General features: G+C 57.3%; 20 protein-coding genes. 4 read left to right on the plus strand and 16 right to left on the minus strand.

Translation table 11 applies throughout. The features are described 5' to 3' along the window. Nucleotides 1–466: 466 nt before the first annotated feature. Nucleotides 467–1,111 (minus strand): C40 family peptidase, encoded by a 645-nt coding sequence (locus I2I05_RS15555; protein ID WP_196283181.1) that lies wholly within the window; start codon nucleotides 1,109–1,111, stop codon nucleotides 467–469. A 133-nt stretch (nucleotides 1,112–1,244) separates the two neighbouring features. Here I2I05_RS15555 and I2I05_RS15560 point away from each other — a divergent pair, with 133 nt between their 5' ends. After that, nucleotides 1,245–3,065 carry a M61 family metallopeptidase gene (locus I2I05_RS15560; RefSeq protein WP_196283182.1) on the plus strand — a complete coding sequence of 607 codons (1,821 nt, stop codon included), beginning with the start codon at nucleotides 1,245–1,247 and terminating at the stop codon, nucleotides 3,063–3,065. A gap of 100 nt (nucleotides 3,066–3,165) precedes the next feature. Here I2I05_RS15560 and I2I05_RS15565 read toward each other — a convergent pair whose 3' ends face one another. From I2I05_RS15565 to I2I05_RS15590, 7 genes are all read right to left on the minus strand, one after another. Further along, nucleotides 3,166–5,100 carry a KUP/HAK/KT family potassium transporter gene (locus tag I2I05_RS15565; RefSeq protein WP_196283183.1) on the minus strand — a complete coding sequence of 645 codons (1,935 nt, stop codon included), beginning with the start codon at nucleotides 5,098–5,100 and terminating at the stop codon, nucleotides 3,166–3,168. 140 nt (nucleotides 5,101–5,240) lie between these two features. Next, entirely contained in the window at nucleotides 5,241–5,870 is a 630-nt protein-coding gene (locus I2I05_RS15570) for a hypothetical protein (protein WP_196283184.1), read from the minus strand. 102 nt (nucleotides 5,871–5,972) lie between these two features. After that, nucleotides 5,973–6,605 carry an FKBP-type peptidyl-prolyl cis-trans isomerase gene (locus tag I2I05_RS15575; RefSeq protein WP_196283185.1) on the minus strand — a complete coding sequence of 211 codons (633 nt, stop codon included), beginning with the start codon at nucleotides 6,603–6,605 and terminating at the stop codon, nucleotides 5,973–5,975. A 231-nt stretch (nucleotides 6,606–6,836) separates the two neighbouring features. Further along, complete coding sequence (locus I2I05_RS22175; RefSeq protein ID WP_262895163.1) at nucleotides 6,837–6,971, minus strand: hypothetical protein; 135 nt, start codon at nucleotides 6,969–6,971, stop codon at nucleotides 6,837–6,839. A gap of 94 nt (nucleotides 6,972–7,065) precedes the next feature. Then, a complete protein-coding gene (locus tag I2I05_RS15580; protein WP_196283186.1) occupies nucleotides 7,066–7,629 on the minus strand; it encodes a pseudouridine synthase in 564 nt (187 codons plus the stop codon). Between the two features lie 77 nt (nucleotides 7,630–7,706). Next, nucleotides 7,707–8,807: an OmpA family protein gene (locus tag I2I05_RS15585; protein WP_196283187.1), complete on the minus strand. Its 1,101-nt coding sequence runs from the start codon at nucleotides 8,805–8,807 to the stop codon at nucleotides 7,707–7,709. A gap of 153 nt (nucleotides 8,808–8,960) precedes the next feature. Then, nucleotides 8,961–9,830 carry an aldo/keto reductase gene (locus tag I2I05_RS15590; RefSeq protein ID WP_196283188.1) on the minus strand — a complete coding sequence of 290 codons (870 nt, stop codon included), beginning with the start codon at nucleotides 9,828–9,830 and terminating at the stop codon, nucleotides 8,961–8,963. Between the two features lie 185 nt (nucleotides 9,831–10,015). Here I2I05_RS15590 and I2I05_RS15595 point away from each other — a divergent pair, with 185 nt between their 5' ends. Then, a complete protein-coding gene (locus I2I05_RS15595) occupies nucleotides 10,016–10,486 on the plus strand; it encodes a hypothetical protein (protein WP_196283189.1) in 471 nt (156 codons plus the stop codon). 114 nt (nucleotides 10,487–10,600) lie between these two features. Here I2I05_RS15595 and I2I05_RS15600 read toward each other — a convergent pair whose 3' ends face one another. The 5 genes from I2I05_RS15600 to I2I05_RS15620 all read right to left on the minus strand — a co-directional run bounded on the left by I2I05_RS15600 (nucleotide 10,601) and on the right by I2I05_RS15620 (nucleotide 17,662). Further along, nucleotides 10,601–11,227 (minus strand): chloramphenicol acetyltransferase, encoded by a 627-nt coding sequence (locus I2I05_RS15600; RefSeq protein WP_196283190.1) that lies wholly within the window; start codon nucleotides 11,225–11,227, stop codon nucleotides 10,601–10,603. Between the two features lie 227 nt (nucleotides 11,228–11,454). After that, nucleotides 11,455–11,916 (minus strand): DUF1572 family protein, encoded by a 462-nt coding sequence (locus I2I05_RS15605; protein ID WP_196283191.1) that lies wholly within the window; start codon nucleotides 11,914–11,916, stop codon nucleotides 11,455–11,457. A 294-nt stretch (nucleotides 11,917–12,210) separates the two neighbouring features. Further along, nucleotides 12,211–13,053 (minus strand): DUF1444 family protein, encoded by an 843-nt coding sequence (locus tag I2I05_RS15610; RefSeq protein ID WP_196283192.1) that lies wholly within the window; start codon nucleotides 13,051–13,053, stop codon nucleotides 12,211–12,213. A gap of 71 nt (nucleotides 13,054–13,124) precedes the next feature. After that, nucleotides 13,125–16,541 (minus strand): methylmalonyl-CoA mutase family protein, encoded by a 3,417-nt coding sequence (locus I2I05_RS15615; RefSeq protein ID WP_196283193.1) that lies wholly within the window; start codon nucleotides 16,539–16,541, stop codon nucleotides 13,125–13,127. 98 nt (nucleotides 16,542–16,639) lie between these two features. Then, nucleotides 16,640–17,662, minus strand: coding sequence for a carboxypeptidase-like regulatory domain-containing protein (locus I2I05_RS15620; protein WP_196283194.1), 1,023 nt, complete (start codon nucleotides 17,660–17,662; stop codon nucleotides 16,640–16,642). Nucleotides 17,663–17,848: 186 nt separating this feature from the next. Between I2I05_RS15620 and I2I05_RS15625 the strand changes: the two genes are divergently transcribed. Continuing rightward, a complete protein-coding gene (locus I2I05_RS15625; RefSeq protein WP_196283195.1) occupies nucleotides 17,849–18,133 on the plus strand; it encodes a TIGR03643 family protein in 285 nt (94 codons plus the stop codon). 95 nt (nucleotides 18,134–18,228) lie between these two features. Here I2I05_RS15625 and fdhA read toward each other — a convergent pair whose 3' ends face one another. The 3 genes from fdhA to I2I05_RS15640 form a co-directional block, all read right to left on the minus strand. Next, nucleotides 18,229–19,455 carry a formaldehyde dehydrogenase, glutathione-independent gene (gene fdhA, locus I2I05_RS15630; protein WP_196283196.1) on the minus strand — a complete coding sequence of 409 codons (1,227 nt, stop codon included), beginning with the start codon at nucleotides 19,453–19,455 and terminating at the stop codon, nucleotides 18,229–18,231. Between the two features lie 91 nt (nucleotides 19,456–19,546). Beyond that, nucleotides 19,547–19,954 (minus strand): GlcG/HbpS family heme-binding protein, encoded by a 408-nt coding sequence (locus tag I2I05_RS15635; protein ID WP_196283197.1) that lies wholly within the window; start codon nucleotides 19,952–19,954, stop codon nucleotides 19,547–19,549. A 172-nt stretch (nucleotides 19,955–20,126) separates the two neighbouring features. Then, a complete protein-coding gene (locus I2I05_RS15640; protein WP_196283198.1) occupies nucleotides 20,127–20,780 on the minus strand; it encodes a hypothetical protein in 654 nt (217 codons plus the stop codon). 355 nt (nucleotides 20,781–21,135) lie between these two features. Here I2I05_RS15640 and lepA point away from each other — a divergent pair, with 355 nt between their 5' ends. Further along, nucleotides 21,136–22,923 (plus strand): translation elongation factor 4, encoded by a 1,788-nt coding sequence (gene lepA, locus I2I05_RS15645; RefSeq protein WP_196283199.1) that lies wholly within the window; start codon nucleotides 21,136–21,138, stop codon nucleotides 22,921–22,923. The last annotated feature ends 50 nt before the right edge of the window (nucleotides 22,924–22,973 follow it).

A 22,973-nucleotide genomic window follows, 5' to 3' on the forward strand; every position in this document is an offset into this window, starting at 1 on the left:
ATATCAAGGCATGATTTACTACAAAATGGGGGCGCAAATTTTGAACCTTAAGGATGGCTATTAACTTTACCGCTCAGTAGTGAGTGCTACGGCCCCTCCCAAGCAGCCCTAAGGTGCTGGGCCGCGCGAGCGGGGTTATGTCGAACGTAAAGAAAGGAGGTACAAAATGTCTAGTAGTCCCAAACAAATCCTGCCCAGCCTGTCGAATGTCGTACGCTTCACCGCAGTACGCGCCTAACAACAGCTTCGTGGGGTAGCTCCTAAGGCTTCCCACATTCGGCCAGGTCTTACTCTCAGTAGTGGACGCCGGAACTGTACCCCAGTTTCGCCGCTCGGTAAGATTTGAAGGATTAGATGCCCGGTTTGCCCAGTCGCCCTTCAGTGGGACGGCAGAGGCAGGCCGGGCATCGCTTCGTTACAGGGATTTTGAAATTGCGTTTGGAAAAGTAGCCGCTGTCTCACCCCGCTACCGAGTGGTTTGCTTGCTCGGGATGGAACGGGCGTCGGTGGCCTTCCCCGGCAACACCACCCGCCGTACCTGCATAAAGCGCCGTTCGTAGTCGGTGCCTTCTACCTGGCTCACTTTCACCCCCGATTCGCGGCGGGCCGAAGAAGAGTGAACAAACCGAATGGGGCCGCCGGGTTTGGCTAAGATGATGATGCCGGCATGGCCGGGGGTAGTAGAGGTTGTGGCCGTGCCGGTGAACACAACGAGGTCGCCGGGCCGGGCGTCGGCGCGGGGCACGGGCTGGCCGGCGTCGATGAGCAGCGCGGTGGAATGCGGCACCGGAATACCAAAGCGGCTGTACACAAACTGCACGAAGCCCGAGCAATCAAACCCGGTCTCGGGCGTGGTGCCGGCGTATAAGTAGGGAGTGCCCAGCTGCTGCAGCGCGTACCGCACGATGCTATCGCGGCGGCCTGCCTCGCCCACCAGCAGCTCGGCGTGCCGAGGCGTGGTGAGCACCGCCATGCGCGGAGTTCCGCTGCTCAACTCCTCCCGCGGGGTCGCTGCCAGTTCCTTCGGCTGAGGTGAGGAAGAGTTCAGGCGCGGCAACACCGCGAGCATGCCCACCACCAGTCCTACGAAAATTAGCCAGAGGAAACGCATTTGATAAGGAATGGAAAAGTAAGCTGGTGCGTCCTATACGTCACCACCGCTCCTAACGGCTCAGGTAGTCGCTAGGTTGGAGGCAGCTTAACGGACTTACTTTGTGCCCTTAACAAAACTTACAACATTGCTAATGCTCAAAAATTCAAAAACACTTGTTAGCCACCTAGCGCTGGCCGGTCTGTTGGCCAGCGGCTTCACGGCCGCCGCAACGCCCGCGGCCGTCGTGCCTACGCTCCGCTACACCCTGGCCATGCCAGCACCCCAAACCCACTACTTCGAGGTTAAAATGGAGCTCGGCGGCTTTCCGGCCGATTACACCGACATTAAAATCCCCGTATGGGCACCGGGCTCTTACTTGGTGCGCGAATTTGCCAAAAACGTGGAAGGCTTCCAGGCCCGCACCACCGGTGGGCAGGCGTTGGCGGTTGAAAAACTCAACAAAAACACTTGGCGGGTGCGCCACCCCAAACAAGCCAATTTCCAGGTCAACTACAAGGTGTACGCCTACGAGCTGACGGTGCGGACGTCGTTCATCGACGCCGACCACGGCTACCTTAACGGCACCAGCGTGTTCATGTATCCCGCTGATAACAAATCATTGAGCAGCACCGTGGTGGTGGAACCCGCCGCTGGCTGGAACCAAGTGAGCACGGCCCTTAAGCCGAGCACCGGCAAGTTCACCTATAAAGCTGCCAGCTACGACGAGCTTGCCGACTCGCCCTTTGAAATCGGCACGCACAAAGTGCTGGAATTCACGGCCAACGGCACGCCTCACAAAGTGGCCATGTACGGCACCTACACCGTGGATGAAGCCAAACTGATGGCCGACATGAAGAAAGTATGCGAGGAAGCCCACCGCGTGGTGGGTCAAAACCCGCTCGACCGCTACCTCTTCATCGTGCACAATTTGGAGCGCGGCGGCGGGGGCTTGGAGCACCTCAACTCTACCACGCTCGAAGTAAGCCGTGTGGCTTACAGCACCGAGGCGGGATATAAGTCGTTTCTGGACCTGGCCGCCCACGAGTATTTCCACCTGTGGAACGTGAAGCGGATTCGTCCGGTGGCCCTAGGGCCGTTTAACTACGACCAAGAAAACTATACCAACATGCTGTGGGTGAGCGAAGGCATGACGTCGTATTACGCCAAGCTCATTAACAAACGGGCGGGCGTCATCTCGCAGGAGGAATACTTGGGCAAGCTGGGCAATACCATCACTCAAGTTGAGAACACGCCTGGTAACAAGGTGCAATCCGCCGCCGAATCGAGCTTTGACGCGTGGATTCGGGCGTACCGTCCTAATGAAAATACCAACAACACCGAAATCAGCTACTACTCCAAGGGCGACCTGATTGGTACCATCCTGGACTTGAATATTGCCGAAGCCACCAAAGGCGAAAAGCACCTCGACGACGTGTTTCGCCTGCTTTACGATACCTATTACAAGAAAGCCAACCGGGGCTTTACCGACAAGGAATTTCAGGATGCCGTCGCTACGGTCGCTGGTCGTCGCTACGACGACTTCTTCCGCACCAGTGTGTATGGCACCAAAACCTTGGATTATGCCGCCGCTCTCGGCTATGCGGGCTTGGCACTGAATGTGGCGCCCCTGAACCCCAACGGCACCTTAGGCGCGTCGTTTTCCAACCGCAACGGTCGCTTTTTGGTGACGGGCGTGGAGCGCGATGGCGCCGCCTGGAACGGCGGCCTGAACGTGAATGACGAGGTATTGCTTATCAACGGCGCCGCTCCCAACGAAGAATCGGCCAAGCAACTGCTGGGCAGCCCCGTGGGCACCGAGCTCAAGTTGCAGGTGCGCCGCGATGGCCTAACGCGTGACTTGGCCCTAAAAGCCCTTGCCGATGCGGACCGCAAATACACCGTACAGCCCGTGCCCAGCCCTACGGCCGCCCAGCAGCGCGTGCTGGCCCGCTGGCTTGGCCCAACGAAATAAGGCCTTTCGATAGCGAAAAGATACTTATGTAGTGCACACAAAAAGGCCCGTGGAGCATGCTCCACGGGCCTTTTTGTGTGCACTTAGGTCAAAAGCTGCGTCAAATAATGCGCTTTAGGGCCACTTCGCGCACGGGCGCAATCACCAGCGGTACCTTTTCTACTTTCACCGAAGAGGTGTCCAGCCCGAAATACTGGTCTTCCGAAGCGATAAACTGCCGAATGTAGAAGTAGGCCTGCATGACCAGTTTCTCGACGGTGGGGAAGTCATTTTCTACACTGAGAAACTTCTCCAGCACCACAAACCGGAAATCGCCGGTAACGTGCTGCTTGCTAAGCGACTCGTAGCGCGAGGTGATGTCCACTTCCTTGTTGCGCACCAAGTCCTCAATCACCTTGCGGAAATACAGGTTGATGCGCTGCTGCACCCGGAAGCCCAGGCGGAAATTGATGCGAAACACGTCATCCTTAGCCACTTCGGTGACCTTGTACTCCATGGTGTAGGGCTCGTCGGTGGTTTCAACGTGGATAAACCAGTAGATGTCGGCCCGTTTGGGGCGCTTCTGGAAAATGGAGTAGATGATTTTCTGCTCAATTTCAGAACTGCGTTCTGCCGAAGTCAAGAACACCAAATGGGTGGCGTATTTGGGGATGGACTCGTCGTCGCTGAGCTGCTTCAATGCATCTACATAAGGCTCCAGGCGCACAAATTCCGTGAGGCGGCGCTTGATGAAAAATGCCTTCAGCCACACGTACATCACTCCCATCAGCGCCGTCCCGATAGCCAGCGATACCCAGCCGCCGTGGGGAAACTTGATGAGATTGGCAACGAGAAACGAACCTTCAATCAGCCCGTACACGATGGCAAAACCATATACCAACGGTAGGGCCACGCGCTTGGCCCGCAGCCACATGGTGAGCAGCAGCGTGGTCATCATCATGGTCAGAGTAATGGCCAAGCCGTAAGCCGCTTCCATGTTGCTCGACTCCCGGAAGTACAGTACCACGCCAATGCAGCCAATGAGCAGCAAGCGGTTCATGCTGGGCACGAACAGCTGCCCCTTCACATCGGTAGGGTAGTTGAGCTTCACCTTGGGCCACATATTAAGGCGAATGGCCTCCGCCACCAGCGTAAACGAACCCGTGATAAGCGCCTGCGAGGCGATGATGGCCGCAATAGTCGCAATGCCCACCCCAATGAGCAGAAACCAAGGTGGCATAAGCTCATAAAACGGATTGCGGCCGGCTAGCTGCTCGCCCTGGTGGGCAATGAGCCAGCCGCCCTGGCCGAAGTAGTTGAGCAGTAGGCAGGTTTTAACAAAAATCCAGCTGATGCGGATGTTGCCCTTGCCGCAGTGGCCCAGGTCCGAATACAAGGCTTCGGCTCCGGTGGTGCACAGAAATACTGCCCCGAGCAGCCAAAAACCGCCGGGGTATTCCACCAGCAACTTGTAAGCATACACGGGATTCACGGCCTTCAAAATCTCCGGGTGGAGGGAAATGCCCGAAATTCCCAGCACCGCCAGCATGGTGAACCACACCATCATGAGCGGGCCAAAAGCTTTGCCCACAATCTGGGTGCCAAAGCTTTGCATCAGAAACAGCCCAAGGATAATGGCAATGACGATGGGTACGGTCGGAATGCTCGGGTACACCGCCTGCAATCCTTCGATGGCCGACGACACCGAAATCGGCGGCGTAATAACCCCATCGGCCAGCAGCGCCGCCCCGCCGATAATGGCCACGGCCGACAGCCAGGCGCCGCGGCGCCGCACCAGTGCGTAGAGCGAGAAAATGCCGCCTTCCCCGTTGTTATCTGCATTAAGGGTGAGTAGCACGTACTTTACGGTGGTTTGGAGCGTGAGCGTCCAAAGCACGCAGGAAATACCGCCGTATACCAGCAAGGGGTCAATGAGGCCCGGCACAATGGCCTTCATCACGTAGAGGGGCGACGTGCCGATGTCGCCGTAGATGATGCCAAGGGCAATTAGCAATCCCGCCCCCGAAATGGCGGTATGCGAATGTTTAGAATCCATGAAATGGGGTCAACGATAAGTAGCTCGCTTGAGGCTACAAAGAATTTAAAGCGCGCGAAGGTAGCAGCCAACTAGTGGAGTAGGCGCAGTAATGATGCTAGGTTAAGCATCATCTGATTGTTCCCTAAATAGTTGAGGGATTATTCTTCGGCTGATTTATCAGGTCCTGCCGCGTCGGCGGCAGCTTGCGCCGCTTGGCGATTAGCTTCGTCGGCGGCCGCGAGCAGTGCAACGGCCTCCCGTGCAGCCCAGTCGTGCACCCGGTAGATGCGGCGGTTTACTTCCGCCACCAGCCGCTGCCAGGCCAAGGTGTCGCCCGGCAGGGCAAAATTCACCATTTCGCGCCCCAGCCGGTGCAGGCGAAGGCGGTTAGTGCCGCGGTGGCCGTAGGCCAGCAGCAAGGCCGTAAGGGCCATGCCAAACATAGCAGGCCCGGTTCTCAGCCAGTTTTGCAGAAAGGCAATCATGACGGTGGCCAGCCCCAGCCCCCCCAGCAGGTACCACAGTATCCAGCGTACGGGCGTCAGTTCGGCGCGTTCCAGCTCCAGCAGCAGAAAAGTATTGCCCAGCACCGTAACCGTGGAATCAGTCAGTACCACCCGGCCGTCTTTGCTGCGCAGGTCCGGTAGGGGCGGTGGCGGTTCAAGCGGCGCGGCTGGCGCTGATTGTGCATCGTAAAGCGGCCCCGATACCAAAGTGGCCCCGGAAGGTAGTTCCGGGGCCACGGGCGGGGTTGGTTCGGCAGGGGGCTGGGCTTCGAGGTCGTTCATGGGCTCAGAAACAGCCAAAGTGCTGGTGGGACGTGTCCAGTGGGGCACAACGGAGCGGGTGGTGGTAGAAGATGTAAAGGCATTTTCCACCACCACGTCGCCTTAGTTATTTATTTTAATCAGCTCCACATCGAAAATCAGAGCCGTGTCGCCGGGGATGTCGCGGCCCGCGCCCCGTTTGCCGTAAGCCAGGTCCGAGGGGATATACAAGCGGTACTTCGAGCCTTCGGGCATGAGCTGCAGGGCTTCTGTCCAGCCGGCAATCACGCCGTTCACGGGGAAGGTGGCGGGCTGGCCGCGCTGGTAGCTGCTGTCGAATACGGTGCCGTTAATCAGAGTACCGTGGTAGTGCGTGGTCACCGACGATTTCAGGGTGGGGGTTTTGCCCGTGCCCTGGGTCAGTACTTCGTACTGCAGGCCGCTGGGCAGGGTGGTCACGCCCGACTTAGCGGCGTTTTGGGCGAGGAAGGCTTCGCCTTCGGCTTTGTTGTTGTTCATAGAATTGGGGTCTTGGTCTTGTTGTTCGTCATCGGCACCGCCCATTTGTTCCTGCAACTGCTGCATAGCGGCCTGCATTTGTTCCTGGGTGAGGCGGCTGGGCAGGCCCTGGAGGCCTTCTTTCAGCGCGCCGGCCAAGGTATCTACGTCCAGGTCGAGGCCTTGCTGGGCGAAGTTGCGGGCCAGGTCGCGGCCGATGATGTAGCTTACTTGAGCTTGGTGGGAATCAAGGTTCATGGGCAGGAGAGAAAGTGATGCTGCGGGTGCTTCTTGCCGAAACCACGCCCGGCAGCCAGTGAAAAAATAGGGTCAACGGGTTACGCCGTTGCCTGGGCAAAGTTCCAAAAGCCGCGCCGAACCGCATGGCCCGGCCGTAATGGCCGAGTCCTTAACAAAAAAGCCCGACCATTGGGCCGGGCTTTTTCCTAATATAACTGCTCTGAACGGTAATAGTGGATAAAATAGTGCTTAGCAGTACAGGTGCTGGTCGTCGTCGCCGTGGAAGTAGAAGGTCAGGTCCAGGTCGGCCACTTTGGCAGCCAGATAGCTCATTCCACCCAGCAGCAGCAGGGAAGACAACGATAATGCGGTGGTCTTTTTCATAATAAAGTAGCGAATCAGGCTAATGGTTGATTCTGGTGCAAAGATACGAAGACTCAGTCATAATGTTATGCATGCAGCATAAATTAACCTGGGCTTAACCTTCCAGACTGTTCATTTCCACCACCTCGCCCGGCTGCATGGCGCCCAAGTGAATGGCTCCCACCCGCACGCGCACCAGCCGCAACGTGGGAAATCCCACCGCCGCCGTCATCTTCCTAACCTGCCGAAACTTGCCCTCCGTGAGCGTAATCGAAACCCAGCTGGTGGGGCCGTGCCGGTCGTCGCGAATCTTGCGCGAGCGGGGCGCGAAAGCAGGAGCGGGGTCCAGGCGAAACGCCGTGCACGGGCTGGTTTGGTACCGCACATTGTGGATGCCGATTTCCACGCCGGTGCGCATGCGGGCCAGGGACTCGTCGTCAATCAGGCCGTCAACCTGGGCGTAGTATTCCTTCTCAATCTTCTTGCTGCGGATGAGTTCGCTCACCCGGCCATCGGTGGTGAGCAGGAGCAGTCCTTCGCTGTCCTCATCGAGGCGGCCGATGGCCATGATGCCTTCCGGGAAATTGTGAAATTCGCCCAGCTTTTTTTTCTTGGCTTCGCCGATGAACTGGCTGAGGTAGCCGTAGGGCTTGTGAATTAAGAAATGGCGGTGAAGCATTGATGAGATAATCGAAGCGAAAGGTGTGTTATTGGTTCAGGAAACGATGGCGGCCGGCATGGATTAACGGAGGCGCACTATTCTTGCTTTATTTCTACCACCTCCACGCGGCGGTTGCGGGCATCGGGCGAAGGATAAACCGGCCGCGAGTCGCCGTAGCCAATGGTGCTGATGCGCTCGCCCGCAATGCCGGCTTGCACCAGATAGGCTTTCACTGCAGCGGCTCGTTGCTCGGACAGGGCTTGGTTTTTTTCGGGTTCACCAATTTTATCGGTGTGTCCGGCTACTTGAATCCGGAGCGTGGGCCGCGCCTTGAGCTCATCGGCCAAACGGTTGAGGGCTGGCATGCCTTCCGGCAAAAGTTCGGGCGTGCCCAACTTAAACAGCACCGTGGGAAGGACCACCGGCGTAGGTGCCACAATCGGCGGGGGTGCGGGCGCTGGCGCTGGTGCCGGAACTGGGCGAGCGGTATCGGGTGAGGTGGGCGCTGGTGGCGCTGTGGGAGGCGCTTTCACCGCGGGAGCGGAGCCGGTTACCTGGATGGTGATGGGGACTACCGGGCTCTGGCTGGTGGGGTAGTAGCCTTGGGTGAGGTAGAACGTGGTGGTTTTGCGGAGTCTGGTGCGGTAAGCGTTGCCGGTGTTGAGTGGTTGCTTAAGGTCGGGGTCGGCGTACCACAGCACGTTGCGGCCCGACACGCTGATGGTGGTTTCGGCGCCGGCTTTCACCGTAAGGGGTGATTTTAGCTTGATGCGGTACAGGGTGAACGTACCGAAATCGCAGTCGCCAACAGGGCGGTAAATAGCGCGCCCGGTCAGTTTTTCCAGCTTGGCATCGTACGTGAATGCGATGGCGCCATCGCACCAGTAGCTGGTGCGGGTGCTGCCAGTTTCGTTCAGCTTGCGCAGGTGTTCCAGGCGCATGCCGGAGCCCTCGCGGGTGCCGCGCACCTGAAAGGTGACGGAAATGGCCGGCTGCCCGCCCACCTCTTGGTACAACACCCCAAAAAGCTCCCCGCTTTTGTTCTTTTGCAAGCGGAGCACGGCGGGCCAGTGGCCGGCCTCTTCTTTGCCCGTGTCGGCTTCGACGCCCTGCCAGATGCCCGACAGGGATTGGGCCTGAATGGTGGGACCCGCCAGGAGCAACGCTCCGATTCCATACCAGAAGCTGCGTTTCATAAGGCTGAAATTAATGCCTTAAGAAAAGAATAAAAAGCACGTCCTGCTCCTCTGGCGCCCGCGCAGCCGATGTGCTTGGTTGTGGCAGCGTTGACTGCGCGGACGTTAGCGGAGCAAGATGTTTTATAAATAGACTCCGTAGGATGACCTTTCTTAACCCAAATAGGCCATGTCCTCGGCGCTGAGGTGGATTTGGGCCGCCTTCAGGTTTTCACGCAAGTGGGCCAGCGACGACGTGCCCGGAATGGGCAAAATCCAGGGCGACTTGTGCAGCAGCCAGGCAATGTTGAGCTGGGCTTCGGTGGCGTTGTGCTTTTTGGCTATCTCGGCCAACTTGTTGCCGGCGTTGGGCAGGCCGTGCACCAGTGAGAAAAAGGGAATAAGCGGAATGCCGTGTTGTTCGCACAAATCCAGCACTTCTTCGCCGCCGGGATTGGCGCCGTGCGGCAGCTGCATGGTGGTGCGCTGGGCGTAGCTATACATATTTTCCACCGTGGCGATGGAGCCCAGTTGCAGGCCGGTTTCCAACTCCTCACGGGTCACATTGCTCAGGCCCACGTGCTGGATTTTGCCCTCGCGCTGCATCTCAAACATGGCGCCGAGCTGCTCGGCCAGCGGCACCGGGCCATGGCCCATCAGGCGCAGGTGCACCAGCTGAATCTGTTCCTGCTTGAGGGTGCGGAGGTTGTTATCGATACTGGCACGCAGGTTTTCGGGGGTGTTGTAGGGCACCCAGCTTTTATCGGGCCGGCGGGTGGCGCCCACTTTCGTGCAGATTACCAGGTCCGAAGGGTAGGAGTGCAGGGCTTCGGCAATCAGGCGGTTGGTCACGTCTTCGCCGTAGTAGTCGGCGGTGTCGATGAAATTTACGCCGCTGGAAACGGCAGTTTTTAAGATTTCCAGGGCCTGGGGCCGGTCGGCGGGCTCGCCCCAGATGTCGGGGCCGGTGAGGCGCATGGTGCCGTAACCGAGGCGGGACACAGTGAGGGGATGAGCGGTGTGTTGGGCAATGGTGATGGTCATGGGATTGAATGGGGTTGGTGCCGGGAAGACGGTTTGGAATGCGAGATGTTTGAGCAGGACTGAAAATTGATGACTTGCCGCTTGCAGTTGCGTCAACTCAAGGGCAGGCATTTCTCGGCGCCCGGTGTGGTCCTGGCATTGTCCCTGTTTCTATTCGCGTTTATCTTCGCGGCACTAAGTGCGATATGATGTTCTCAGCCTCCCCGCAATTTGATGCTTTGCCCAGCCCGGCGGCGCCCCTCAACCAGCCCACTGGTGAGATGGAGGAAGCCGTTGTACCGCATCGCAATTTGAAAGCAGGGCTGCCCCACCAGCGCATCCGCGGAGCCGTTGCCACAACCGCCACTAGGCTGCTGCCGCTGGTAGCCCTGCTCGACACGATTCAGCCAGCGGTCGACCAGGAATCGGTGTTTCGTACCCGAAAAAAGAAAATCAAGCTGCACTTGGCGGAGGCTTACGCCGAGCTGCAAACCGAACGGCCCCGACGCCAAGCCCTAAGCCATGCTTTTCAAACGCTAGCCGAACTGGTGCTCGAAGAAACCCGCGACATCAGCCGCGATGAGCTGAAGCAAGCGGCCAAAGAAGTGGTTTTGGCAACGCTCAAAAACGCGCCGGCCCTCATCAACATTGCGCACCAAGCCCGGCTGCTATCTTAATAGTGGTTCAGTAATGATTTCCCTGTGCAGGCAAAGGCAGCTAGGCGTGGCGTGAATTGCCCCGCTTAAATCCGTGTGAAACTTGCCGTTGCGCTGTACATTCTAACAAAGCATTTACCCCAGTCGCTCCTGGAACGCGGCCAGAAACTGCCCCACATGGTGCCCATCGGCCAAGCCGTGGTGGATGTTGATGGATACGGGCATGAGCGTAGCCCCGTCCTCCAGGTAGGTTTGGCCTACCGAAATCTTGGGGCAGCTGTCGGGGTGGCCGAAGCTGCGGGCGTGGCTCAGCCCCGTGAAGCGCACCCACGGAATGGCCGAGAAGTGAATGACATCGGGCCGGCCGGTCTGTTCGTTCAAGCGTAGGCCCTGGCTGGCTTGCACGGCCGCGATTTCGGCGTTGGCGGCGGGCAGGAAGTCCGCTAGTTCGTCGTGGTGCTCGATAAAGGAAAACCCAAACGTGTTATCGGCCCGGCCGATGGTGGCCGAGGCGTGGATGCGGTCGTAGCAGTACACCTGCCCGTCTTCAATGCGGTAGCGAAAGGCCTCCACTTGGTTCACCGCCTGCAAGGCCGCGTGCAGATAATACAGGAAAAACGGCACCCCGAGTCGCTTGGCTTCGGCCAGAGCGCGGGTGCAGTTGACGGTGGCCACTAGGCCGAAGAAAGGCTCCTCAAACGCGGAGAAGAAGGCAAAATGCTCGCGCCGGTTCCAGCTGGCTTGGTCAATAAGGTGCTTCATGGGCCGGCAAAGGTCGGCAGGGTGGGCGCTATACAAAACTGTAACTGGCGCGAGTTTGGGAGCAGCTGTGCCTCGTGTCTGGGCATCGGCCGAAGCTGTGCCTCGCAGCAGAACGACTCTCATCAGGCCTATAACCCAGCCTGACGCAAATTTGCCGCCTTGCGGCAGCTAAGGCGATGCCTCCACCGCATGATTAGTCACGAGTTATGGCTGGGCCAAAACGCGCGTTAATTTGGGGGCTGCCGAGAATCGAGCAAGCGGCGGTGGTAGTTGATTTGGCCCAGGTGATACCCCAAGTGAGTGGCCAGATGAACGAGCATAAACTCGGTTGAAGTCTTCTGCTCAAACACCAGAAGGGAGTATTCCTGCGCCAGCCTCTCGGGTGCTAGGTGGGCTAGCGCCTCATCCACGATGCGGCTCGTTTCTCCCAGCTTCTCCAGCAGCTGGAGCCGGGGAATGTTTCTGAGAGAGAATTCCAGCTCACGGTGCCGGGTGTAAGCTCTGCCACCCAACTCGGCCCCGATGTAGGTGTTTAGATTGCCGATGAGGTGCAGGCTCAGGTTGCCTGCGGAATTGGCAATTCCCTTGTCAACGCGCCAGATGCTTTGCTCGTCGCGGTAGGAAGAGAGTTCTTGTTGCACCCGTTTTAGGTCGCGTTGGAAAAGCAGGCGCAAGGTGTCGGTGAGCATAGGAGACGGAGGAGTCGCTGGTAACGGGCGATTCCGGTTTTCTGGGCAAATACGCAATACTGCTGCGGTAATGGTTTGCCGCTCACTGACTGGGCTACTCCGCTGGCGCCTAGACGCCTAATGCAATATCAGACAGTTTTGGGTTTGTAAGTGTAAGTTCAATAAACAAGCATCCCCCAAGCCGCTGCCGAATCTTCATATCTCCCAGCGCCGCACCCGCCTGGCCCCCCCGCCCGCCCCCGTGCCCTTGGTGCCTCTTAGAGCCGCTGAGGAAGCTTGGCATGTCTTGAGTTACTATTCAAATTTCAAAAACTTCTTGCCATTCCATCTGAATAAAGAAGGAGAAACTTGATATGACCCCGAGTCATAAGATTGCTGAGCTTCGGCTTTCAGCCATTTGAGGTTAGCCTTGTCTTTACTCCCAGTAACGAGCAACATATCTCGATTTGGAATTGCAACAACTATGTCTCCTTTCACCTCAAAATTATTTTGTGACCAAATGAAGTTTAGTAAAATCAAACTTGCTTCATAGTCGCCACCGGCTGTTACCATATATCTTCCGTTATCCCCTGTTTTTTTAATATTGGGCAGCTTTCTTTCTAAGTTAGTCAGTGCTATTCCCTGTGCCGAATCCTGACTGATATTTAGCTTTTGGAAATTCTCCTGAGTAAAGTAGTGAATGCCGTGCTCCTTGTCTTCTGCAAAAACGATTAATAATTTATCGTTGTATTGCTGATAAACAACAGTAGGTTTTATAGAGTCACTAGCTTCTCCTAATTGGCCAATATCGTTGAGGAAACTAGTGGGTTTAATCACAGGAATGATGTAATTAACATCTACGGCTTCGCTTTCTTGATATAGCTCATGAGCTGTCTGTGAGAACTTCTTTAAGACTTGTTCAATCGAATCAGGTTCTAAAGTATATTCTCGATACGCGTTGTCAGGAAAATGCCTATAATCTTTCCCTTTATACTTTGCTGTAATTCCTAAATCAGGAGAAAGACTGTAGATGACTCCTGGATTGTCCTTTTTAAGAACCAATAAATATTCTTCCGCAAACTCCTTTTCTGTCAGCATTTCTTTTTTGTGAGTGCATGCACTGAGAATTAATGAAGCAGCAAGTATCCAGTATTTCATGGGTATCAAGTACAAAGAAAAACGGGCTGCTAGTTGTAGCAGCCCGTTTTAATTAATCAGAAAAGCTAACCCTACATATTGCGCCGGTACTGCCCACCGACCTCAAACAGTGCGTTGGTAATCTGGCCGAGCGAGCAGTACTTCACCGTTTCCATGAGCTCGGCGAAGAGGTTGCCGTTGGCCACGGCTACTTGCTGGAGCTGCTTGAGGCGCGCCGGGGCCTGGTCGGCGTTGCGCTGGTGCAGCAGCTGGAGCATGTCGATTTGGTACTGCTTTTCCTCCTCCGTAGCCCGGATAACTTCGGCCGGCACCACCGTGGGCGAGCCCTTCGATGAGAGGAAGGTATTCACCCCGATGATGGGGTACTCGCCGGTGTGCTTCAGCATCTCGTAGTGCATGCTTTCCTCCTGGATTTTGCCGCGCTGGTACATGGTTTCCATGGCCCCGAGCACGCCGCCGCGCTCCGTGATGCGGTCGAATTCGAGCAGCACCGCCTCTTCCACCAGGTCGGTCAGCTCCTCGATGATGAAGGAGCCTTGCAGCGGGTTCTCGTTTTTGGCCAGCCCTAGCTCGCGGTTGATGATGAGCTGAATGGCCATGGCCCGGCGCACCGATTCCTCGGTGGGCGTGGTGATGGCTTCGTCGTAGGCGTTGGTGTGCAGGGAGTTGCAGTTGTCGTAGATGGCATATAGTGCCTGCAGCGTGGTGCGAATGTCGTTGAAGTCGATTTCCTGGGCGTGCAGGCTGCGGCCCGACGTCTGGATGTGGTACTTCAGCATCTGGCTGCGGGCGTCGGCGCCGTACTTCAGCTTCATGGCCTTGGCCCAGATGCGGCGCGCCACCCGCCCAATCACGGCGTACTCCGGGTCGATGCCGTTGGAGAAAAAGAAGCTCAGGTTCGGCGCGAAGTCGTTCACGCTCATGCCCCGGCTCACGTAGTATTCCACGAACGTGAAGCCGTTGCTCAGCGTGAGGGCCAGCTGCGTAATCGGGTTGGCCCCCGCCTCGGCAATGTGGTAGCCGGAGATGGACACGGAGTAGAAATTCCGCACCTTCTCGGTGATGAAATACTCCTGCACGTCGCCCATTAGGCGCAGCGCAAATTCGGTGCTGAAAATGCAGGTGTTCTGGGCTTGGTCTTCCTTCAGAATGTCGGCCTGCACGGTGCCGCGCACCTGCGTCAGCGTCTTGGCCTTGATGGCGGCGTACACGTCGGCGGGCAGCACGTCCTCGCCCGTCACGCCAAGCAGGAGCAGGCCGAGGCCGTCGTTGCCGGCCGGCAACTCGCCCTGGTAGCGGGGCCGGGGCTGGCCTTTAGCCGCAAACAGTGCGTCAATCTTGGCGTTGACTTCGTCCGTCAGCTCGTGCTCCTTAATATACAGCTCACACTGCTGGTCGATGGCCGCGTTCATGAAAAACGCGGCCAGCGTAGCCGCCGGGCCGTTTATCGTCATCGAAACCGACGTGCTGGGATTGGCCAGGTTGAAGCCCGAATACAGCTTCTTGGCATCGTCGAGGCAGGCGATACTCACGCCCGCGTTACCGATTTTGCCATAAATATCGGGCCGCAGGTCTGGGTCCTCACCATAAAGGGTTACGGAATCGAAGGCCGTGCTCAGGCGCTTGGCGGGCAGGCCCATGCTCACGTAGTGGAAGCGGCGGTTGGTGCGCTCCGGCCCGCCCTCGCCGGCAAACATGCGGGTCGGGTCCTCGCCCTCGCGCTTGAAGGGAAACACGCCGGCCGTGTAGGGAAACTCACCGGGGAAGTTCTCCTGCATGGCCCAGCGCAGCCGGTCGCCCCAGCCCGTATAGCGCGGCACCGAAACCTTCGGAATCATATTGCCGGAAAGCGACTTGGTGTGCGTCTGCACCCGGATTTCCTTGCCCCGCACCGAGTACACGTACTCCAGATTGCGGTAGTTCTGAAGAGTGCCTTCCCAATTCTCCAGAATGGCCTGGCTGTCGGCATCGAGGCGGCGGAGCTGCGTCTGCTTGTTTTTGCCGAACTCCACCACGGTGCCTTCGGGGCTCTTTTTGTCGGCGCGGTAGTGCTCTTCCAGCTTGGCGAAGGCGCCGGCTACTTCCGCAATGTTGGCCTGCTCGCGCACGCGCTGGTCGTAGGCGCGGTTGCTTTCGGCAATCTCGGAGAGGTAGCGGGTGCGGTGCGGCGGGATAATGTAAATCTTCTCCGAATCCTCGGCGCTGGTTTCCAGGTGCGAGGCGTACGTAGCGCCGGTCTTCGTTTCCAGCATCTTCAGCACCGCCCGGTACAGCCGGTTCATGCCGGGGTCGTTGAACTGCGAGGCTATTGTGCCGAACACCGGCATCTGGTCCGTGGGCGTGTCCCATAGGCCGTGGTTGCGCTGGTACTGCTTGCGCACGTCGCGCAGTGCATCCAACGCCCCGCGCTTGTCGAACTTGTTCAGCGCAATGACGTCGGCAAAATCGAGCATATCGATTTTCTCCAGCTGCGTGGCCGCGCCGTACTCGGGCGTCATCACGTAGAGGCTGGCGTCGGAGTGCTCGATGATTTCGGTGTCGGACTGACCAATGCCGGAGGTTTCGAGGATAATGAGGTCGTAGTTGGCGGCGCGCACCACGTCCACGGCGTCCTGCACATACTTGCTCAGGGCTAGGTTGCTCTGGCGCGTGGCCAGGCTGCGCATGTACACCCGCGGCGAGTTGATGGCATTCATCCGAATGCGGTCGCCGAGCAGCGCGCCGCCGGTCTTGCGCTTGCTGGGGTCGACGGAGATGATGGCAATGGTCTTGTCCGGGAAGTCCATTAAAAACCGCCGCACCAGCTCATCCACGAGGCTGGATTTGCCCGCGCCGCCCGTGCCCGTGATGCCGAGGATAGGTGCTTTATGACCGGAGTTCAGCGTTTGGTTCTGGTTGTTTTCGCCCATTTTGAAATCGGCTACCAGCTCGTTTTTCACCCGCTCAAACTCCTCGGGAAAATTCTCAGCGGCCGAAATCAAACGGCCGATGCTGCGGGCGTCCTTCTCCTTTACGTGGTCGGCTTCGCCGTTCAGGTTCTGCCCAGTCGGAAAGTCGGCCTGCTCCAGCAGGTTGTTAATCATCCCTTGCAGGCCCATAGCGCGGCCATCGTCCGGCGAATAAATGCGGGTGATGCCGTAGCCTTGCAGCTCGGCAATCTCGGTGGGCAGAATCACGCCGCCGCCGCCGCCGAAGATTTTGATGTGGCCTGCGCCGCGCTCCTTCAGCAGGTCGTGCATGTACTTGAAGTACTCATTATGCCCGCCCTGGTAGCTGGTGATGGCAATGGCCTGAGCGTCTTCCTGAATGGCGCAATCCACGATTTCCTGCACCGAGCGGTTGTGCCCGAGGTGAATCACCTCCGCGCCGCTGCTCTGGATAATGCGGCGCATGATGTTGATGGCCGCGTCGTGGCCGTCGAACAGCGCGGCAGCAGTTACAATACGAACGTGATTTTTGGGCTTGTAGGGCGCAACAGGAGCTTGCATAAGCAGGGGAGTAGCGAGTGGGAATTTGACGGGGTGAAGGTACGAAAGAAGCCCCGGCGCGGTGGCACCGGGGCTTTTTGTAGAACGTTATTCGAACGTTAGTCGTGCTGTTGTACGGCCAGATACATGCTCAGATTCATTGGAAAAATGCGCCAATCGGCTTCACTTTTTTTGCGCACAAGCGCTCGATGCCCCACCGAGGGAAAAGCGGCTTGGCCGCCAAACACCCCGTTTTCAGGGGCCAGCCTTTCGCCATGCAGCCATTGGAAGCCCACCGCGACGGTCTGTCCTTTGCGCAACTGAATGTTGTAGGCGTGCAAATACAAGCTAATCCAGCCGGTTTGCTGGCTGGCCAGGGTAAACTGGATGTCGTCGGTAAGCAACTGCCGCCCGGGGCGGTCATCGACCATTTCATAGAGTTTAAACCGGAAGCGAATGGCCTTAAAGTCGTTTTGTTGGACGTGAAAGCGGAAGGTGTCGAGGTAGCAATTCTTGCGCACGGACAAAAGCGTCGCCAATTCCCTGCCCCGTTCGTCGGTGGCCACGGTCTCGCTGGTATCGCGGGAGTTGGTGGTCCAGTAGGCCAGGCCGCCCACCTCCTTGCGCCCTAGAATAGCCGGCCTGAGTTGGGAGTGGCGCACCTGCACTTCGCCCAGTGTTTGCGATTGCGGCAGCAGGCGCCACGCGGCCTCACCCCGCCGCAACTGGCCAACCGTGAGCCGCAGCGCCCGGAACCCGACACAAGAAATAATCACAGAATCGACATCGGGCAAAGCGGCGGGCACTGCAAAAGCGAAGTGGCCGCTGGCATTGGCCGTCGAGCCCAGCGCCTTGCCTTTGATGCCCACCGTGGCAAAAGCCACCGGCTGGTCGGAAGCAGCAGCTAGCACCCGGCCAGTCAGCTGCTGGGCCGCGCTTGCCAGCGTTCCAGCCAGCAGAAACAATAACAATGCAACGCGTATCAACCCAATGTCACGGCCACTCGCTCGTGTTGCCCCAAAATCACGGCGTAGGGCATCAACCGGTTGGTAGGCTTTAATAATCCGAATCGGTGAGGAAATAGCAGGAACAGAGTAAATAACAAGCAGGGTATTTAGCCGACGAATTGCAGAGAAAAGCATATTGAGCAGTTTGGTTGCCCAGGGGAGGCCACAAACTTGCTCCTTGGTTGCACCGCTGATTTTTCTGAGTACTAACCATTCAAGTAGCGCAGTATCATTTGTGATTATTAATTACCCGAAATGTGTTTTCGCTTGTTGCAACCGTACCGATGTAGCAAAAAGCAGCGCTAACGGCCGATAACAAGCATGACCCAATCCGAACTAACAGCCGAAGACATTGACCGCATTATCGAAATGGCGTGGGAAGACCGCACCCCCTTCGAAGCAATAGAGTTGCAGTTCGGATTGCCCGAATCGGAGGTCATCAAGCTAATGCGTCGCGAAATGAAAGCGTCGTCGTGGCGGATGTGGCGCGCCCGCGTGCAAAACCGCCCCACTAAGCACCGCGCCATAAGTGCCGTCGATGGTGCGCGTTTCAAGTCGACCTTGCAGAAAAACATCACATTTAACAAAATATCCAAGCGCAAGTAGAGGCCGCTGGTGAACCAACTTCTTGGCGCTTTCAAAAGAAAACAGCCGGATTGCCTTTGGGCAGCCCGGCTGTTCTCTTTTGAGCTTGTTATAGCTTAAGCAGTCGCCTTGGCTTTTGCTTTGGGCTTAACGTTCGGAATCAGGTTGTGCGGGTTGATTACAAACTTCTTCGCCACGCCGCTGTCAAACTCGGCGTATCCTTCGGGGGCTTGGTCAAGGGTGATGATTTCCACATTCACGGCTTTAGCAATCTGCACCTTGTCGTACAGAATGGCTTGCATGAGCTGGCGGTTGTAGCTCATCACGGGCGTCTGGCCGGTGTGGAAAGAGTGGCTCTTGGCCCAGCCCAAACCGAAGCGGATGGACAGGTTACCGGTTTTAGCGGAAACTTCCTTGGCCCCAGGGTCGTCGGTTACATATAGGCCGGGAATGCCAATGGAGCCGCCCGCGCGGGTGATTTCCATGAGGGAGTTGAGAACGGCGGCCGGCACTTCGGTTTTGGCCTGGGTGCCGTGGCCGCTGGCCTCAAAGCCTACGCAGTCGATGGCGCAGTCAATTTCGGGCACGCCCAGAATCTGCGCAATTTGGTCGGCCAAGCTTGCGTCCTCGTTTAAGTCCACCGTTTCGCAGCCGAACGAGCGGGCGTGCGCTAGGCGCGCCTTGTTCATGTCGCCCACAATCACTACGGCCGCGCCAAGCAACTGCGCCGAAGCGGCAGCAGCTAAGCCCACGGGGCCCGCACCGGCTACATATACAGTCGCCCCGGGTCCCACGCCCGCCTTCACAGCGCCGTGGAAACCGGTCGGGAAAATGTCGCTCAGCATAGTCAGGTCGCGGATTTTCTCCATCGCCTGGTCTTTATTGGGGAACTTCAGCAGGTTGAAATCGGCGTAAGGCACCATCACGTACTCGGCCTGGCCGCCGACCCAGCCGCCCATGTCCACGTAGCCGTAGGCGCCACCGGCGCGGCCTTCGTTCACGGTCAGGCAAATGCCGGTTTTCATCTCCTTGCAGGTGCGGCAGCGCCCGCAAGCCACGTTGAAGGGCACGGATACTAGGTCCCCTTTTTTGAGGAACTCCACGTCGGCGCCGGCTTCAATCACCTCGCCCGTGATTTCGTGGCCCAACACCAGCCCGGGTGCCGCCGTGGTCCGGCCGCGCACCATGTGCTGGTCGGAGCCGCAAATATTGGTGGAAACCACCTTCAGAATCACGCCGTGGACAATTTTCTTGCCCTTGGGATTCTTCAGCTCGGGAAAATCAATGCTCTGAACCTCGACTTTGCCGGGGCCCAGGTATACTACGCCTCTGTTGTCTGCCATGATGCTGGGGATTAAAGTGTGAAGGGATGAAAAAAGAACGTCATGCCGAGCGATGCCTGACATGACGCTTTACCTATTCATTCAGTCGGACTTAGTTGCCCTCAAGGGCCTGAACGCCAGCTTCGGCTACGGCGTGGTCGTCTTCCACAGTGCTGCCCGATACGCCGATGGCGCCCATTACCAAGCCGCTGCGGCCCTTGATGGGGATGCCGCCGGGGAAGGTGATGAGCCCGCCATTGGAGTGCTCGATGCCGAAGAGCGAGCCGCCGGGCTGGGACAAGCCGCCGATAGCACCGGTGGGCATGTCAAAAAACCGGGCGGTTTTGGCTTTTTTAATGGAAATATCGAGCGAACCGAGCCAGGCGTCGTCCATGCGGATGAAGGCGACCAGGTTTGCGCCTGCGTCGACCACGGCAATGTTCATCTTGACGTTCATGGCAACGGCCTTCTGGTGTGCGGCTTCCAGTGCCGTCTGCGCTTGTGCTAGGGTAATTCCCATGTTGTTTTGGAGGGTTAATAGGAGAGAAGATTCTCTTCAAACAACGCAAAAGGCCCCAGCATGTTTATGCTTCAGCTAGGTATTGCGATAATACCGCCCAAATTTGCGACGATAGCATAAGGTCAAAGCAGACAGGTAGGCTTCCAGTTGGCAAACCTAAATTGATGTGCTTTTAGCCAAAAACCAACGGCGGGCTCAGGGCAAACCGCCATGCTACGGCAACCAGCACCGCCAAGCCCACCAGGCCCCAGGCCACGTGCGTTGGCAAGGCGCGTTCTACGGTTTCGGAAAACGTTTCGTTCAAACACCCCAACGCCATGGGGACGAGCAGCAAGCCTATTATCAGCAGGTGCAGCACTTCTTGAATGGATAAATAAGGCAGCTTGGTGAGCGAAATAAAAAGCCCTCCCACAACCCACGGCGTCATAAGCGTGAATAGTACCATCTGCTTGCGATTGGTGTAGCGCATGACTGTTCTCGAGTCGTGGGCCTGCAGGAAGGCCATGGACCCAAAATAACCGAGCACCAATTGGACTAAGCCAAACAAACAAGCCGTTACCATCGCAGGCGTTTTGCCCATGTTAAACAGCCAATCCGGAACGTAATAGAAGCCCGACAGCGTGAACGTATCGGCCAAAAGGGCGCCAAATACAGCGTTCAAGCTGTGAAAAGCCACCCACAACAACAACAGCTTGAATAGTCCGCGCTGGGCGCGAGCCCGCTGCCAGAACCACAGGAAAGCCGCAATGCCAAGCACCAAGCACAAGGCTGGTCCCACGCCATACACCACAATAATGGCCCTGCGCCACCATTCGCTATTATCCATTGTGTATACCACCCAGCTAGGATTCCAATTCCCCCGCAGGTGGTAATGCTTGGATATCCCAACCTTGGCAACGTCGTGCACCCCCCATACCAAATAATAGGCAAGGATGTAGATAGCCGTCCCGTTTAGGGCCGCAGTAATAAACTTATGCCGCTCCGTTTCGAAGGGCGCAGCAGAGTTTGTAGCGGTTTCCGGTTGCATAGGCGGCTTGAATAAATCGCGCTGAAATGGGTAATTGGCAAAACTAAGCACCTGCGTTCAATAAATCTAAGGGCTCACAGTGAACGGCCAACGGCTGCCGGCTGGCTTTTGCGGCCCATCCTTCGTACCTTCGCGGACTGAAAAACTGCCCTCTGTGAAGAATATTCGTAACTTTTGCATCATTGCCCACATCGACCACGGGAAAAGCACCCTGGCCGACCGCCTGCTGGAGTTCACCAGCACCGTGGCCAAGCGCGACATGCAGGCCCAGTTGCTCGACAACATGGACCTGGAGCGCGAGCGCGGCATCACCATCAAGAGCCACGCCATCCAGATGCAGTATCCCTACAAAGGGGAAATCTACACGCTGAACCTGATTGACACGCCCGGCCACGTCGACTTTAGCTACGAAGTAAGCCGCAGCATTGCCGCCTGCGAAGGCGCCTTGCTGATTGTCGATGCTTCTCAAGGCATCGAGGCTCAGACCATTTCCAACCTCTACCTCGCTATCGGGGCCGATTTGGAAATAATCCCGGTACTCAACAAAATCGACCTTCCGCACGCCATGCCGGAGGAAGTGACCGACGAAATCGTGGACCTTATTGGTTGCGATGCCGGTGATATTCTGCACGCCTCGGGCAAAACTGGCATTGGTATCGAAGCCATTCTCAACGCCATCTGCGAGCGAATTCCGGCGCCGAAAGGCGACCCGGAAGCTCCTCTGCAGGCGTTGATTTTTGACTCGGTCTTCAATTCGTACCGCGGCATCGAAGTTCTGTTTCGCATCAAGAACGGCACCATGCGCAAAGGCGACAAGGTGAAGTTCATGGCCACGGGCAAGGAGTACGGGGCCGACGAAATCGGTATTCTCGGCCTCAACCAGGAGCCGCGCACCGAAATGAGCGCGGGCAACGTGGGCTACCTCATCTCGGGCATCAAAGAAGCCCGCGAGGTAAAGGTGGGCGACACCATCACCCACGTGAGCCGGCCCACACCGGAAGCCATTCAGGGCTTTGCCGATGTGAAGCCCATGGTATTTGCCGGCATCTACCCGGTTGAAACCACCGAGTACGAAGAACTGCGTTCGAGCATGGAAAAACTCCAACTCAACGACGCCTCGCTGGTGTGGGAGCCCGAAACGTCGGTGGCGTTGGGCTTCGGCTTCCGTTGCGGTTTCCTGGGCATGCTGCACATGGAAATCGTGCAGGAGCGTCTGGAGCGCGAGTTCAACATGACGGTTATCACCACGGTGCCCAGCGTGCAGTTCCACGCCATCGGCACCAAGGACCAGATGCTGACCATCAACGCGCCGTCGGAAATGCCCGAGCCGAACTTGATTAAGCTCATTGAAGAGCCGTTCATTAAGGCTCAGATTATCACGGCATCTGAGTACGTAGGTCCTATCATTACGCTGTGCATGGACAAGCGCGGTATCATCAAAGGCCAATCCTATCTGACTTCTGAGCGGGTGGAAATGACCTTCGAGTTGCCGCTGTCGGAAATTGTATTTGACTTCTTCGATAAGCTCAAAACCATCAGCCGCGGCTACGCCTCGCTTGATTACGAGCTGATTGGCTTCCGCGAAGCCGACATGGTGAAGCTGGACGTGATGCTGAACGGAGAGAAAGTGGATGCCTTGTCGGCCATCGTACACCGCTCCAAGAGCTACGAGTGGGGCAAGCGTCTCTGCGAGAAGCTCCGTGAGCTACTGCCCCGCCAGATGTTCGACATTGCCATCCAGGCGTCGATTGGCCAGAAAATCATCGCCCGTGAGACGGTGAAGGCCCTCCGCAAAAACGTAATTGCCAAATGCTACGGCGGTGACATCAGCCGGAAGCGGAAGCTGCTCGAAAAACAGAAAGAAGGCAAAAAACGGATGCGTTCCGTGGGCTCCGTCGAAATTCCGCAAGAAGCTTTTCTGGCGGTTCTCAAGATTGATTGATTTGATAAGAGCGGCTTTCGGGCCGCTCTTTTTTTGTATTGCCGTCAAGC

The organism is Hymenobacter jeongseonensis (assembly GCF_015694725.1).
Lineage (GTDB): Bacteria > Bacteroidota > Bacteroidia > Cytophagales > Hymenobacteraceae > Hymenobacter > Hymenobacter jeongseonensis.

Bases quoted from the DNA above. Each gene is read 5' to 3' on its own strand.
- I2I05_RS15555 (WP_196283181.1), bottom strand. From the start codon at position 1,111: ATGCGTTTCCTCTGGCTAATTTTCGTAGGACTGGTGGTGGGCATGCTC.
- I2I05_RS15560 (WP_196283182.1), top strand. From the start codon at position 1,245: ATGCTCAAAAATTCAAAAACACTTGTTAGCCACCTAGCGCTGGCCGGT.
- I2I05_RS15565 (WP_196283183.1), bottom strand. From the start codon at position 5,100: ATGGATTCTAAACATTCGCATACCGCCATTTCGGGGGCGGGATTGCTA.
- I2I05_RS15570 (WP_196283184.1), bottom strand. From the start codon at position 5,870: ATGAACGACCTCGAAGCCCAGCCCCCTGCCGAACCAACCCCGCCCGTG.
- I2I05_RS15575 (WP_196283185.1), bottom strand. From the start codon at position 6,605: ATGAACCTTGATTCCCACCAAGCTCAAGTAAGCTACATCATCGGCCGC.
- I2I05_RS22175 (WP_262895163.1), bottom strand. From the start codon at position 6,971: ATGAAAAAGACCACCGCATTATCGTTGTCTTCCCTGCTGCTGCTGGGT.
- I2I05_RS15580 (WP_196283186.1), bottom strand. From the start codon at position 7,629: ATGCTTCACCGCCATTTCTTAATTCACAAGCCCTACGGCTACCTCAGC.
- I2I05_RS15585 (WP_196283187.1), bottom strand. From the start codon at position 8,807: ATGAAACGCAGCTTCTGGTATGGAATCGGAGCGTTGCTCCTGGCGGGT.
- I2I05_RS15590 (WP_196283188.1), bottom strand. From the start codon at position 9,830: ATGACCATCACCATTGCCCAACACACCGCTCATCCCCTCACTGTGTCC.
- I2I05_RS15595 (WP_196283189.1), top strand. From the start codon at position 10,016: ATGATGTTCTCAGCCTCCCCGCAATTTGATGCTTTGCCCAGCCCGGCG.
- I2I05_RS15600 (WP_196283190.1), bottom strand. From the start codon at position 11,227: ATGAAGCACCTTATTGACCAAGCCAGCTGGAACCGGCGCGAGCATTTT.
- I2I05_RS15605 (WP_196283191.1), bottom strand. From the start codon at position 11,916: ATGCTCACCGACACCTTGCGCCTGCTTTTCCAACGCGACCTAAAACGG.
- I2I05_RS15610 (WP_196283192.1), bottom strand. From the start codon at position 13,053: ATGAAATACTGGATACTTGCTGCTTCATTAATTCTCAGTGCATGCACT.
- I2I05_RS15615 (WP_196283193.1), bottom strand. From the start codon at position 16,541: ATGCAAGCTCCTGTTGCGCCCTACAAGCCCAAAAATCACGTTCGTATT.
- I2I05_RS15620 (WP_196283194.1), bottom strand. From the start codon at position 17,662: ATGCTTTTCTCTGCAATTCGTCGGCTAAATACCCTGCTTGTTATTTAC.
- I2I05_RS15625 (WP_196283195.1), top strand. From the start codon at position 17,849: ATGACCCAATCCGAACTAACAGCCGAAGACATTGACCGCATTATCGAA.
- fdhA (WP_196283196.1), bottom strand. From the start codon at position 19,455: ATGGCAGACAACAGAGGCGTAGTATACCTGGGCCCCGGCAAAGTCGAG.
- I2I05_RS15635 (WP_196283197.1), bottom strand. From the start codon at position 19,954: ATGGGAATTACCCTAGCACAAGCGCAGACGGCACTGGAAGCCGCACAC.
- I2I05_RS15640 (WP_196283198.1), bottom strand. From the start codon at position 20,780: ATGGATAATAGCGAATGGTGGCGCAGGGCCATTATTGTGGTGTATGGC.